Genomic DNA, 14266 nt, shown 5'->3' with positions numbered 1-14266 from the left:
CTTATACAATAAGAGCCTTTTAGGAACGTTTAGTAGAACATTACTTCGTTTTGCGGAAGCAGAGGATAACTAAAGAAGTCACTAATATAGCCATGCTACCTGGTGCTGGTACATTCACTAGAGAAGAACCATTCGCTGTACCGTTAAGTACTAAGTTGTCAAAACCAGCGTTGTTACCACCGCCATCACCGAATGCTGTAAAACGAAGTACATAGTCGCTTCCGCCAGACAGAGTGACATTGCTTAAATCAAATGCGATTGATTTCGTTGGTACGAAACCAGCGTTGTTATTATCACGTTCGAATACATCTACGGTGCTTGAAAATAGTGAACTTACGCCTTCAAAAATATCTAGTGAAAGGCTAAAGTCGCGTTGATTTATTTGAAATTGTCCATTGTTACTAAAAATTGAAGCATCAAGAGTTAGAGACTCTAGATCGATACTACTTACAAGGAAGCTTGCTGTAAGTAGAACGTCAACAAACCAAGTTCCTTCATTGTGGATGTTGTAATCTACGGCAAACAAATTGTCGTAGTTGTCGAATAGATCTAAAGAAGAAAAGCTGGTTGTTTGAGGATCAAGTGTGTTTGTCACTTCAACGCTGTTTTCTGTCCAAGAAATGTTTGAAGGGTCACCTGATGTACCTGTAAAATCAGATGCTAAAATTATTTCTGCATTCGCAGATAGAGCAGAAGAAAGTGTCACTACTGCTAAAGTCGCTTGGATTAACTTTTTTAACACAATAACTCCAAAATTATTAGTAAATTTTTATACGTCTATTCAACTTAAGCAATTGTCGCGCCACTTATTAAAAATTGTTTTATTACAACGTGTTGTAAATCATGATGCTCAAATCAAGTAACCAAGTGTTTAAAAAGTTGACACAGTTTTAATCTTGAGTTTATTCAAAGGTATATTGCGATAGAGCTTCCTGCAACAACAGCAACCGCGATTATCTGATAACTAATTTTCTAAACACTGCTTTGTCTCTATTACGCCAACTTTCAATATCGTCATTATCTAGTACTAGTATCAAATAGTTCACTTTGCCTTTCACATATTGCCCAATAGGAAAAGTTATTGCGCTAGATTTGGGTGCAAAGGAGTCTTCACCTCTAATCCCCCAAGCCTGTTTGCCATAAAATTTAACCACTCTAGAGCTATTTAACTTAGTATCTGTCTCAAAGCCAATACCAACTACCTCTGGGTTACCCTCTACTTCAAGCTCCAACTCTAATACAGAGTCTTCGGTTAATACGTAGCTAATAGGAAACATCTGCCAATTGTTGCCGGTCAAGGTAACGGTATTGTCGTCGGAAATGGTAGTAGTTCCGTAGCGATACTGTTTAGGAAAACCCGTGTACTGAATCTCGCTCGCTTTAAATTCCCACACTGTTGGTGGCTGCACTACGACTGCTTGTAACGCTACTTCCGTAGAAAAGTTAGGTATTTTAAATTCTTCGGGTACATATAAAGTAGGTTCAGACAAACTTTGCAGTGACTCAATGTATGAAAAATCATCAGAGTAGGGGTGTTCAACAACGTTATCTAAATTAAATTCGTATCTTGCGTCACCAGAGTTCTCATTAAAACAAAGGTCGTTAGTGCTTGTACTGCCTACATATTTTTCTTTATCAAAAATACAGTAGCCAACTGAATAGCCAGTATTCTTAGTTAATATAATATTGTTCTGGGTGGTAACCCAAAATGTCGTGTCATTATTTACTTTTGATGCAGCAATGCCATTACGCTCTACATCAATTACATTTTCGAAAACGTAGGTTCTGCCTGCTGGTTTAGAAATTAGTCCTCCAGCTTTTATTGCAGTCCACTCTTTACCTGTTTCGTCACCTAAATTGTGTATGTAGTTATGAAAAATATAGCTGGGGCCTAACGTATTCGGAGCTATGCTAATACCAGCATAGCCTTGCTCCATTTCGTTATCGTATACCAACACATTTTGTTGGCCGCCATCTATTTCTATTAAGTCATCATTTGCATAGGCTAGGTAGTTGCCATAAATGGCCGAGTTCTTAACGAAGCCACCACGTCTTTCGAAGTTTTTTCTGCCCTCTATAACATCGTTGAACCTGTGCTCTGGCGTGCCGTAAAAGCGATTATTTCGAACAATGAATTCGCCCCTGTAGGCATCGCTGTCGTGGTATGCCCAAACTTGTAGCGCATTTGCACCTTTAGGGTGACCTACTGCCCAGCTATTCGCACCTAAGTTAGGGCTATGGACCTCACATTCTTCAATTACTGCAATTCCACTTCGTTCTAGGTAAATACCTGAATCGTAATTGATAGGTGAATTATTAGTAGTACTTGAATAGGCTACACCGTTTCTAATATCTACGGCCTCTCTACCATACTCAGATACATTGCATCCTTTAATCCATATATGATGTGCCTTTTTTGCAAATATACCGTAACGTTGCCCGCCCTTAACGGTAAGGTTTTCTAGCATAACATACGAGTTGTTACCAATATTCACAGCAGCAAGTACATCGTTGCCAGCTTCAATAACGGGGCCGTCGCCTATAATTTTTGCATAGCCATCTTCGCTGCCTTCTATATTTAGCGCTTCTAAATCTAATTGGCCGCCAGAATAAATTTCTGAAAGGTAATAAATTTTGTTTGGGTCGATAGGGGGCGTGTTAGGCTTTGTAGTTGTTTGAAAGGAATGTTCAACGATATCGCCATAAGCATCCGTAATCGTCACTTCAATATGGTACGTAGTGTCTGCTTCTAGGTACACTATGCTTCCGGCGAACGACCCGTAAATGGGCTCCCAAGATAAGTCTAACCCTTCACGCCAATAGGTATCATCTTCGGCTCTAAATTTAACGGCGGCAGTACTTTCTTCATCCTGGCCGTAAATAACTAACCCTATTGAGTTAATGAGCGGGGTAGCAGTATCTTCAAACCCAGAAGCCGAAGCTGCAAAAACTATTGACGGGTCTAGCTCTGCTGTTATTGCTGACTCATAAATATCGTTCTTACTTAAGCCCGAGTACGTTGAAATTGTTTTCATCCACTTTGCTGTATCGATTGGGTACAAAGCAAATAGCGCAGAGGCTTGGTTAGTGGTTAAATTAGCGAACAGCGTTTTCTTTGCATCTTCACTAAGTGATGGATTACGTGATAACACTTTTTGATTATACAACTGGGCTATCTCGTCTTCGTACTTTTCAACAACGGTTGATAGGTTTTTCGGGCCTTTGTAGTCAGCTAGTAATGAGTTTACGGTATTGTTGTCATTAATATGCGCATTAAGATAGTTATGCAAAATATCACCGGGTTGGCCGCCCTTTGTATAACCTTTATCATTCTTGTTCACTGTGGCACAAGAAAGCATTAGAAACGACAGTAAACCAATAAAAGCGAAGCGAAAAATAGATGGCTTTGAGTTAGCAGAGTGCATGGTATATCCCTATAGGTTGAAAAGCATGAAAGGAAAACTAGGGCTGTATTAAAAGGGTAGTGCTAACGTTGGTACGTAGCAAGGCGGTGGCTGGGATCTTTACAATATTAGTTTGCTTCTGCTGGTAAAACAGCCCACCTAATTTTGGTTCTTTTAAGTTTTATAAAAAACGGAATCTAAATTGCTTAATCTAAATACTTAATAATGGACTATTAATGATAGTTTATTACTAACGCACCTATTTCAATAATAATCTTTAAAGACATCTTGGTATACTTAAAAGGATACCGGACAAAGCAAATGCTCCTATGCACTAAAATGGAAATTTTATGAAGAAAAAAGTAGCCGTTATTCACCCTGAGGCAGGGTTTTCATCAAGCGGCGGATCTCAGCTCAGTGCGTATGAAATGGCGGAACATCTTGCCACATTTTTTGACGTAAAGCTTTTAAGCTCATCTAAATGTAGTGAACACAGTGTGGTAATTCCCTGTATTCCCAGAGGGAAAGTGAAAAAAGCCCAGCGCAATAAAACTATTGATTGGTTGCTAACGCGTTTTGTTTCTAATCCATCTTTGCTTATCGAGTCGCTAACTAGCTTCCTAACATACACGCCATATTTAATATTTAAGCGATGTGATGTCATTTACCCCAATAATGATTATGGTGGCTTGGCAGTAGCAGCAGTAATTAGAAAGCTATTTAAGACTCCCATTCTTTATACCGAAAGGGCAGGGATGGTATCGAACGGTAAAGTATTACGCCGCAACTTGAAATTTAAGCCCGACTGCTTGGTTGTGTTTAATCAAGAAACCAAAGAATATGTTCATTCTATAGCACCAGAACAACGGGTTGAAATTATCCCCAACGGTGTAAACTTAGCAAAATTTAGCCCGCAGGGCGAAAAATATGAGCATGGTTTACAGGGCAAAGTGCTATTAACGGTTGGTGCGTTAAATAGGCAAAATCACAAGCGTATACATTTAGCCATCGAGGCAGTAAGTCAACTAAACGATGTATCGTTACTTATTTGTGGTGACGGCCCAGATGTACAGTACTTTAATGACCTTTGTACACAAAAGTTAGGTGCACAACGCTTTAAAATAGTTAAAGTCGACTTCGCTGATATTCCTAATGTTTATCGCTCAGTTGATGCATTTACATTGCCATCTGAAGACGAGCCTTTTGGGCGAGTATATTTAGAAGCAATGGCAAGTGGGTTGCCGGTTGTAGCTACCGATGACTCTATGCGCAGAACACTTATAGGTAAAGCCGGGGTAGTTTGTGATGTGGAAAATATTGAAGAATACGCCGCTGCCATAGCTACTACACTATCAACCGACTGGGCCAACGCGCCAATAGAGCAAGCAGCCGATTTTAGTTGGGAGAGTGTGGCCGAGCGCTATGCGAACGTGATAAAGAGTTTATAGTGTATTTGTTCTGATGTAGCGAGTGCGCTGTTAATTTTGCTAACGGCGCACACTACAGGTGAAGTGATGTAGGCGCTACTTGCCGAACTTACGACGAAGTCTGTCTTTCCCTAGAATAACTTTTGCGGTGGCTAATAACCCCGCTTCTCTTACAGACAAACCAATCCAGCTCAGCTTATTATTTTTCTTGCCAATTTGACTAAGGATTTGATTAGCAACACGGTCGTTATAAGCTTCTTTGCCTAATAGCAACTTATGCTTTTTAAATGCCTTAAGCCTTGGGAAGACTTTTTCTAGTGGCATATTGGCTACTTCGGTAGAAATGCTAACGTGACCTCTGCGATAGAAATAAATATCTTTAGGTATGTTTCTGAAAACAGCATCTTCTAATGTGATGCGAACAAAGAAGTCCCAATCTTGGCTATTCTTTAGCTCTTCATCAAACATCAGCTTTTTAGCTAATGATGCCTTGCACGTAACACCACTCATTCCGCAGAATTTATTACCTTTTTTGATTACATCAGTGGTGATAACTTCAGTTTCGTTGATGTGAATTTTATCGGGTGTTTCAAGAAATCGATAGCCGCAAGTCACAGCATCTGCGTGTTGATGCGCTGCAATGTGCTGTTCTAGATAATCATTGTCCCATACATCGTCGTCATCTAAAAACGCAATAATATCTGATGTTGACTTAGTTATACCTAAGTTACGTGCTGCGTTAGCACCTGATGCTACTGGAACTTTAACGTAAGTAAATTGTTCACTTGGAAATAGAGATAATACTTCTTCATAGCTTACTGACGAGCCATCATCAATAACGAACACTTCTTGTGGCATAACAGTTTGTTTTAATACTGCAGCGAGTGACTCCTTTAAGTAGTCAGGGCGATTGTGTGTCGTGATTATAACGGAAACTGTTTTCTGCATCTTAATTCCATGATGTTTTTGAAGAGGTAACTAAAAAACGCTTTGTGAGCTTTACAGCTTAGTGTTAAAGAAAGCAAAAAGCTCACCAAGATGTAAAAGCTTACCATATTTCATACGAAGCGTTAGCATGGTAACCATAAATGATTACAGTTACTTGAATTCGTACAACTGGCCTTTTAACACCGATTTCAGTCGAAGGCTTGTCTGTTCAACGTTTCAGTGGCAATAGCGCTTTTACTATATATTACTAAAAAGTATCTACTGTAATTACTATGTAAATAACCCCTCTGAAAATGTATTCCTCTGCGTTTAACCGTGTCTGAGCATTAGAAATGTATAGAATTAAGGGAAACAGAATGTATACTTAGGATGGTTCTAGTGATCTCATTTTTAGCCACTGCTTCAAGAATAGAGGGCAGTGATTCTATCAATAGATTTATGTTTTTTTATATCTAATGCTAGGGAATGGCTTTGTTCAAAACAAAACGCTTTTCAGCTATCTCGCTTTTTTCAAGATTTCTCTCAGTGGGTGTCATTAACACTGCAATCCATTGGTTATCATTTTTCGCATTAACCCAATTTGGTTATGGACAAGCTCTATCAAATCTAATTGCTTTTATTATTGCGGTTACATTTTCATTCTTTGCAAATGGCAAGTTCACTTTTAAGACTAACGTTTCTCTCAGTCGCTACATTACTTTTACAACGTTTATGGGAGCCTTGGCATACTCATTAGGCTTTTTAGCAGAATTATGGGAATTGCACGAATTAGTTACGCTAGTACTGTTCTCTGGAACAAGTTTAGTAGTTGGTTTTCTGTTTTCAAAATATGTTGTTTTTAAAGAGGTCTAGGCAAAGCCATGGAAAAAATATCGCTAGTTGTTCCTGTTTTTAATGAAGAAGAAGTCATAAACATTTTTTATGATAGAGTGAAAGCAGAGCTGAGTCAGTACGACGTACAGATCGTTTTTATAGATGATGGAAGTTCAGATAAAACACTGGAAATTATCACTCAGTTATCATCAAATGACGAAAGTGTAAAAGCACTTTCTTTTATTAAAAACTTCGGAAAAGAGCCTGCGCTGTTTGCAGGTTTAGAGCATAGCGATGGTGACGCAGTTATTCCCATTGATGTTGACTTACAAGATCCTATCGAAGTAGTTCACGAATTAATTGCTAAGTGGAGAGAAGGCTACGAAATGGTGCTCGCGAAACGCGCCAATCGAGATTCAGATACTTACCTCAAGCGTAAAACAGCCCAGTGGTTTTACTCTTTCCACAACAAAATAAGCAATACTAAAATAGAAGAAAATGTTGGCGATTTTAGGCTTTTAGATAAAAAGATAGTTCAAAGTATTATTCAACTTGAAGAGCGTAATCTCTTTATGAAAGCTATTTTGTCTTGGTGCGGTGGGAAAACTGCTATTGTGGAATACACCCGAGATGAACGTGTAGCTGGTACGACAAAGTTTAATGGCTGGAAGTTATGGAATCTGGCATTAGAGGGGATTACAGGCTTCTCAACAGTACCTCTTAGAATGTGGACCTATATTGGCTTCGCTATCTCTTCGCTGGCGTTTGCATACGGTCTGATGATGATTGTCGAAAAGCTTATATGGGGTAATGATGTTCCGGGGTACCCGTCTTTAATGGTGTCTGTTCTCTTCCTTGGTGGAGTTCAACTTATAGGAATAGGTGTATTAGGCGAGTATATAGGTCGCATTTACGTAGAAACTAAAAAGCGACCTCGATACATTTTAAGAAGTTAAACCTAACAAAAGACTAGTTACAATCTTCATGACCAGCTATGACAATCTTAAGTTCTTCTGGTTGGTCGCTTGATATTTTAGCATCAATAAGCGTTTTACAGCGAGATGACAGCTCACCAGTAGTACATGTCGTATTTTCATCATATAAGTTAGTGTCCTTACAAAATAAGTCATGGCCCGTTAAGTGATTAATATGGCCTTGATTTGCTTTGTACAAAATAAATCTTGCTAGATTGCGCTCCTTCCATGGTTCCTTGAGGTTAATGCTCAAGGTCTCACTTTTAATACTTTCTACGGCTTCGCTTACAACCTTATTTCGCGTATTAACTTTTCTTGTGAACTCAACGAAGCCAGTAATAGTTATCGCAGTAAACACCGCGAATGTAATGGGAACTAAAGTTAAAAAATTGCTTTTCTTTGTGGAAATAATATAAAAAGCGAAAACAAGATAAATAAGGTAGTTATAATAAGTGAAAATGTTATACGCCCCCATTGACTGGCTAACTAGAAGACAGTAAAGCGCTACAGGAACACATGACAGTATTAAAACGGTGTAGAGGTCGAATCGAGCCCGTAGAGTCATAAATACTAAGATGGCAGAAATTACCGTCAGTTCTAGGTAGTTTTTACCAACATACTCTGTAAGGCTATTATCTCTCTTCGCTACATATTCAGGGTTTAACTCTCCACCAAGAAGAAAGAACGAGAGAAGCCAAAGCAAGCACGGTATAAGAAATAATGTCTCAATATAGCTTAATGGGCTTTTCAAATAATCGATAAACACTGAATAGTTAAGGGCTTTTAAAGCTTTGAGGTTTGTTAAAATAAAAAACAATCCCAAAAACGAACCAACGTAAAGTATTGTAGTCTCTTTAAAGTAAAGTGATATTAAAAATGATGACAGGGAGAGGTGTAAAGCTAGCTTTTTACTCAACACTCTCCGCATTCCCAACCGAAGAAAAAGAACACTTGCACATAGAAGCAAAAGAATATTTCTTTCTGAATAAATCGCCGAAGAGTAAATATTAACTACGGGAGGGGCGATTGCAATTAAGCTTATGAATACTAGCCTTCTGTTCTTAGGGATGAAATCAAATGCAAAGTAGACTATCGCTAACAAACTGATAAAGTGAAGGATTAAATAAAACTTCAAGGCAGTAAAACTGTTAAAAACTTTAAGTAAAATGGCGTTGTCTACGTGAGATAAAGGAAAAAACCTTCCGTTCCACATTTGAAATTTTATTTCACTTTTTATCAGGAAGTTCAATTGCACAGACATTGAATCGTAGTCAACACCAAAACTGGTAAAGTTGTAGGTGCTTAGATAAATTGAAGCAAAACTGGATAAAAATAGAAGGGTGAGAGCTGCAATAGAGGCTTTGTCGTCTTTCCGAACAGGATTGCTAGATGTATTTATTTCCCTCAATTTTAGGGGGGAGAATTTACTTACGAAGTACAAAAGTACTATAGAGAAGACTAAAAATAAAACAAGAGCTGCTGATGAAGACATCTAAATCCCTTTGAAGTAATCAACAGATTAGATCTGTAGAAGACAGAAAATTAAACGAGTGAATATTATTGTGCTTAATAGCAATATAATGCCAATATTAATGGCTATTTGATAGCGTTTTTATGCCTCAAAAATTTTAAGTTGGCACTGCCGCGTCTCAAACGCAGCCGCTTTCGTCTAACCGCTCATATTTTCCCACAAAATTTCGCCATTATCAGCTATATAGGGAAGCGGTAATGTCTGTCTCTCGTGTAAACTACCGCTTTTATTTCAGGCAAGCCTTAGCGCACAGAAAAATTCTTCCTATGCTTTGGCCATGCAGTCATTATGCAGATTGAGGAAAACATGGAGCTTGACGCTGCAGAAGATGCAGCCACATTAGACCAAGTTAGGTTCGAATTCATGGGTAAGAAAGGTAAACTTACCGACTTACTTAAAGGGCTTGGAAAGTTATCGAACGAAGAACGTTCTGCCGCAGACTAAAAGATTAATCTAGCTATGCAGGTTATTTAGCAAGCTACTCCTTCAGAAAGTGTGTTTTACATATTGAAATGCTTCGTACAAAGCTAGTCGAGAAGCAATTGGAATAACTTGCCTTCCCATTAAAGGACAGCCCCGAAATTGATGATGGGTTCCACAATTTCGACCTTCAGAATGTTTCAGCTGGTTCCCCTGCGCATGTCGACTACTTTGCTTTTTATTTTTACCCAGGGATTATTCACCGTACTCAAACCGCTGATGTCCAAATTCATACATAGAAGTGGAAAAGTCGCCACTACTACTTCGCTCCATGACTGTATATCGTGACGACTAAGATTATGTTTCACTAAACTGAAGGTTTGATGGTAGTTATGAGGGTGAGCGTTACCGAACTTAAAGGCAAATTACACGGTTTTCTAATTGCCTTGATGATTTTTTCTTCGATGTAAAGTTTCTTCATGTTGTGACCGCCATTGTCTTAAGTTCAATGGAAGCTCCATCAATGTCATAGTTTTATTTTTGAGCGAAAGTTCAACATTATTTAAAGCCAAGATTCATAAAAATGATTAAAACTTTAGCGAATTAAAGCCTTAGCGATTGACAATAATATTATTAACTAACTTTGACGCGCCGTAAACTGATATATGGTCATCATCAAAGTACAATGCACGGCCGTTTTTAACCGCATGACAAATTTCCTTGCCACAAAACATTTCGTGGGGTTTTACAAATACAACATTTTGTGGATAATTCGCGTTATCAAAGTGACTAATAATTACTTCATTTCGTTTCAAGAACCAGTTGGTTTCTGTACCTTTTAAATTTTCAAAACTCAAACTTTGAGTATAGTTTGTATCTATAAGCTTACTTATTTTATCGGGAAGCTCTGGTACAGGGTAGAGCACAATAACATTCTTTTTATGCTTTGCTAGCGCGAGTATTACTCGGTCGATATTTTCTAATATCTGTTCGCCACGTGCTCCGATTTTCGATGAGGGAAGTGCTGGATACAAATGGTTACTACCTCCAACAATCTGACTTGAGTATCTGTGAAGAAACACAACATTCTCGATAGCTTTATCGGCAATTAAGTAATCTACAACTTCATTGTACCACCGCGCGCATGGAGAAAAGTCATTATTCATACCATATGACGGTTTACAGCCTGAAAAGCTAAAATGCTTTACTCCTTCACCTCGTTTAGAAACTTCTTTAGCTAAAGCATATGCGATTTCAACAGAGTGACTATCTGCAAGCGTTGCCCACTTAACATTTTTATTAATAAAGTACTCGCAAGCATCTTTTGGCGGCATGTACTTATTTGTGTGGCACTGGGCTCGTAAGGGGCTAGCTTTTATATCGTTTACAGCCGTTTGGTATTCCATTGAAGCACGTGAAATGATTCCATTAGTTGAAAAAACAAAAAATGAAAATGCTGCAATAACAAGAGCGCTTTGAAGGGGTATATTTTTGAAGCAACTTATTAAAGTAGAATTATGATCTATTAGCTTTAATCTCTCGACGTAATTGTAACTAGCGTACCCTAGGATAAGCGTTAAGATTAGACCGAGTGGTATGAACAATGGACCAAGTTGTGCCGTGTGAATTAGTACTACTAGCGGCCAATGCCAAAGATAGATTGAGTACGACCACGCCCCTAATTTTTGAAAAAGCAGCTTGTTAAGAATCGAAGAGTCATTTCTATTAGTTGCTATAATTAGACAAGTGCCCAATACGGGAAGTATTGCTGCATACCCAGGCCAAACAATGTCTTCTGAAAAGACAATACAAGACAAAACTATAAAGGTAACGCCCAGGTATTCTAAAATTTTCGTTGTTCTCGATTGAGTTCTAAATCCCCAGAAAAATAACAGTCCTCCTGCTAGCATTTCCCAGGCCCTAGTAGGCAGTGCAAAATAAGATAGCTCGGGATTCTTTGGGCTTAGCCATATGCTAAGGGCCAAGCTACTCACAGTTCCAATTGTAAGTATGAACGGTATTAATCTTCTTGCGAATAGTTTAAATACAACGATCATTGCGATTGGGTAAATTAGGTAGAACTGCCACTCCACAGATAATGACCAGGTATGCAATAACCAATTTTCTAGAGAATCTTCAGCGAAGTAGCCTGATTCTTTATAATAAACAAGGTTAGATATAAATAGAGATGAAGCTAACGTCTGTTTAGCTAATTTTCCATATTCAACAGGAGTTAAGAGAAAAAATCCGAGTAAAAGTAATACTAAACATAGCACGAGTAATGATGGAATAATCCTATTTGCTCTAGCTAAGTAGAAATCCCAAATGTTGAAGCTATTACTAGTGAGTTTTGTGACTATAATAGCCGTCATTAAGTATCCTGAGATAACAAAGAATACGTCTACACCAACAAAGCCACCAGGTAACCAACTAGGTAAAAAATGAAAAATGACGACAGATAAGACCGCGAGAGATCTTATACCATTAATATCGTGACGAAAGACCATAATCGAGCCTTTAAAACTTTCATTAGATAATTTATAACTTTATCATGTATAAGGGGTTGGTTATATAAAAATGGATGTTTTGATTAGCAAATTTTACTGATACGTCTAAAAGTTCAGATTGGCCTGACGGTAGCCTATTGTCTTGAAGCGCTTTATTTAAATTTTCTTCCTATGAATACGGTAAACCGAAAATACGACAGCATAATTAAAGTAATCAAAAATAATGCCCCAATAGGTGGCGAACTTACCTTAACCGTTTCCACACTAGTTAGAGTAAATCTAACGGTAGAATCTACAGGATAAGTAACCCCAGCATTTACATCATCAATCCTTTCAACAAGTCTAAGTAAGCCGCCACCGGCTTGGGTATCTGTATTGAGGTCGTTATCGAACCATGAAACTGGAGTTGTGAAATCAGGCATTTCATCTCGCAACAAGGTGCCTTCATCAAATTGAAAAAAGTCATTAATCAAATCACGAAAGCCGAAACTGAGATGCAATGTTCTTTCTAAACTTCCATTTGAAAAGAACGTAGTTTTTCTTGCGTAATCTTTAAGCGATATGCCATCGCCAATGTAGCCATCGTCATAAGTTGGCCCATCGTACATTTCTAATATTTCTTCGGGGTAATACTCATCGTATTCTGATTGATATACCCCTTCGTTGTTTAGTTGAAAGAGCATATCACTAACTTCAATGCTAGATGTCATTGCTGGGCGGTCGTTATCATGAACAGACCACCAATAATAGCTTGTCTCAAGTCTGCCTCGAATTGGCGCTGAAGTGTCTAGCGTGAATGAGCCAGTTACCTGTTCTCCCAGTAAACCAAACGGATTGAAAAATTCCTGCGCTGAGTTTTCTACTTCTGAGACAAACCCGTTAAAGTTATAAGTTACAATTGCACTGTTTACCGAAAAGCTTGCGAAGATGAAAGCAATACTACTTAGCAGTTGACGATAGGAGATATTCATAAAGTAGCCCTAATGATTGCTTAAAAAATATACTTTAGTCTACTAGTGAATACGTAGCTAGAACTTCTTTGTTATATCGCACGTGTTTAAAATAAAGTTGTAAGTTCTACCGTCGCCAGTTTAAAACCCACAAAATTTCGCCATTATCAGCTATATAGGGTAGCGGTAATGTCTGTCACTCGTGTAAACTACCGCTTTTATTTCAGGCAAGCCTTAGCGCACAGAAAAATTCTTCCTATGCTTTGGCCATGCAGTCATCATGTAAATTGAGGAAAACATGGAGCTTGACGCTATTATCAATCAGGCACAAAGCCAGATTGACGCTGCACAAGATGCAGCCACATTAGACCAAGTTAGGGTCGAATTCATGGGTAAGAAAGGTAAACTTACCGACTTACTTAAAGGGCTTGGAAAGTTATCTAACGAAGAACGTCCTGCCGCAGGCCAAAAGATTAACCAAGCTAAGCAGGTTATTCAGCAAGCTATTTCTGCAAAAGGTGAGTTTTTACGCACTGAAGAGCTTAACAAAAAGCTAGCCGAAGAAGCCATTGATGTTACTTTGCCAGGCCGTACTGAAAAGCCAGGTAACTTGCACCCGGTTAGCCGCACTATTGCGCGTATTGAATCTTTCTTTGGCGAGCTTGGTTTCTCGGTAAAGACCGGCCCTGAAATTGAAGATGGTTTTCACAATTTCGACGCACTGAACATTCCTGCGAATCACCCAGCGCGTGCCGATCACGATACCTTCTATTTTAACCCAGACATGATGCTTCGTACGCAAACCTCTGGTGTTCAAATTCGTACTATGGAAGCGGAAAAGCCGCCATTGCGTATTATCTCGCCAGGGCGCGTTTATCGTAACGACTACGATCAAACTCACACGCCAATGTTCCACCAGGTGGAAGGTTTGATGGTTGATAAGAACGTTAGCTTTACCGACCTTAAAGGTATTTTGCACGACTTCTTACATCACTTCTTTGAAGAGTCACTAGAAATTCGCTTCCGTCCGTCTTACTTCCCGTTTACTGAGCCTTCAGCTGAAGTAGACGTTATGGGTAAAAATGGTCAGTGGCTTGAAGTACTAGGCTGCGGCATGGTGCACCCAAATGTACTTAAAGCTGTGGGTATCGACCCAGAAGAGTACACAGGTTTTGCCTTTGGTATGGGCGTAGAGCGCTTAACAATGCTTCGTTACGGTGTTAACGACTTGCGCGCGTTCTTTGAAAACGATCTTCGTTTCCTTAAGCAGTTCAACTAAGGCAGAGAGTACA

General features: G+C 38.8%; 11 protein-coding genes. 5 read left to right on the top strand and 6 right to left on the bottom strand.

What is annotated here, in order from left to right; all coding sequences use genetic code 11:
* Positions 1-40 precede the first annotated feature (40 nt).
* Positions 41-742, bottom strand: a complete 702-nt coding sequence (locus tag ACYX4N_RS13415; RefSeq protein ID WP_476054370.1) for a hypothetical protein — start codon at positions 740-742, stop codon at positions 41-43.
* A gap of 211 nt (positions 743-953) precedes the next feature.
* The gene (locus tag ACYX4N_RS13410) at positions 954-3425 is read right to left on the bottom strand and encodes a right-handed parallel beta-helix repeat-containing protein (protein ID WP_476054369.1); all 2472 of its coding nucleotides are present in this window, start codon (positions 3423-3425) and stop codon (positions 954-956) included.
* Positions 3426-3754: 329 nt separating this feature from the next.
* Here ACYX4N_RS13410 and ACYX4N_RS13405 point away from each other — a divergent pair, with 329 nt between their 5' ends.
* A complete protein-coding gene (locus ACYX4N_RS13405; protein WP_476054368.1) occupies positions 3755-4852 on the top strand; it encodes a glycosyltransferase in 1098 nt (365 codons plus the stop codon).
* A gap of 75 nt (positions 4853-4927) precedes the next feature.
* On the opposite strand, the gene ACYX4N_RS13400 is transcribed toward ACYX4N_RS13405, so the two are convergent.
* The gene (locus ACYX4N_RS13400) at positions 4928-5779 is read right to left on the bottom strand and encodes a glycosyltransferase (protein ID WP_476054367.1); all 852 of its coding nucleotides are present in this window, start codon (positions 5777-5779) and stop codon (positions 4928-4930) included.
* A gap of 471 nt (positions 5780-6250) precedes the next feature.
* On the opposite strand from ACYX4N_RS13400, the gene ACYX4N_RS13395 reads away from it, so the two are divergent.
* Positions 6251-6631 (top strand): GtrA family protein, encoded by a 381-nt coding sequence (locus ACYX4N_RS13395; protein WP_476054366.1) that lies wholly within the window; start codon positions 6251-6253, stop codon positions 6629-6631.
* Between the two features lie 8 nt (positions 6632-6639).
* Entirely contained in the window at positions 6640-7548 is a 909-nt protein-coding gene (locus ACYX4N_RS13390; protein WP_476054365.1) for a glycosyltransferase family 2 protein, read from the top strand.
* A gap of 13 nt (positions 7549-7561) precedes the next feature.
* On the opposite strand, the gene ACYX4N_RS13385 is transcribed toward ACYX4N_RS13390, so the two are convergent.
* The gene (locus ACYX4N_RS13385; protein WP_476054364.1) at positions 7562-9058 is read right to left on the bottom strand and encodes a hypothetical protein; all 1497 of its coding nucleotides are present in this window, start codon (positions 9056-9058) and stop codon (positions 7562-7564) included.
* Positions 9059-9385: 327 nt separating this feature from the next.
* On the opposite strand from ACYX4N_RS13385, the gene ACYX4N_RS13380 reads away from it, so the two are divergent.
* The gene (locus ACYX4N_RS13380; RefSeq protein WP_476054363.1) at positions 9386-9541 is read left to right on the top strand and encodes a hypothetical protein; all 156 of its coding nucleotides are present in this window, start codon (positions 9386-9388) and stop codon (positions 9539-9541) included.
* Positions 9542-10128: 587 nt separating this feature from the next.
* Here the strand turns inward: ACYX4N_RS13380 and ACYX4N_RS13375 are convergent.
* Entirely contained in the window at positions 10129-12024 is a 1896-nt protein-coding gene (locus ACYX4N_RS13375) for an acyltransferase family protein (RefSeq protein ID WP_476054362.1), read from the bottom strand.
* A 152-nt stretch (positions 12025-12176) separates the two neighbouring features.
* Positions 12177-12995 (bottom strand): hypothetical protein, encoded by an 819-nt coding sequence (locus ACYX4N_RS13370; RefSeq protein ID WP_476054361.1) that lies wholly within the window; start codon positions 12993-12995, stop codon positions 12177-12179.
* Between the two features lie 277 nt (positions 12996-13272).
* Here ACYX4N_RS13370 and pheS point away from each other — a divergent pair, with 277 nt between their 5' ends.
* The gene (pheS, locus tag ACYX4N_RS13365) at positions 13273-14253 is read left to right on the top strand and encodes a phenylalanine--tRNA ligase subunit alpha (RefSeq protein WP_015066912.1); all 981 of its coding nucleotides are present in this window, start codon (positions 13273-13275) and stop codon (positions 14251-14253) included.
* The last annotated feature ends 13 nt before the right edge of the window (positions 14254-14266 follow it).

It is taken from the genome of Alteromonas sp. ABH4_452, assembly GCF_056311825.1.
The sequence above is the reverse complement of the archived record's forward strand: the minus strand, read 5'-3'. Positions and strand labels throughout refer to the sequence as shown.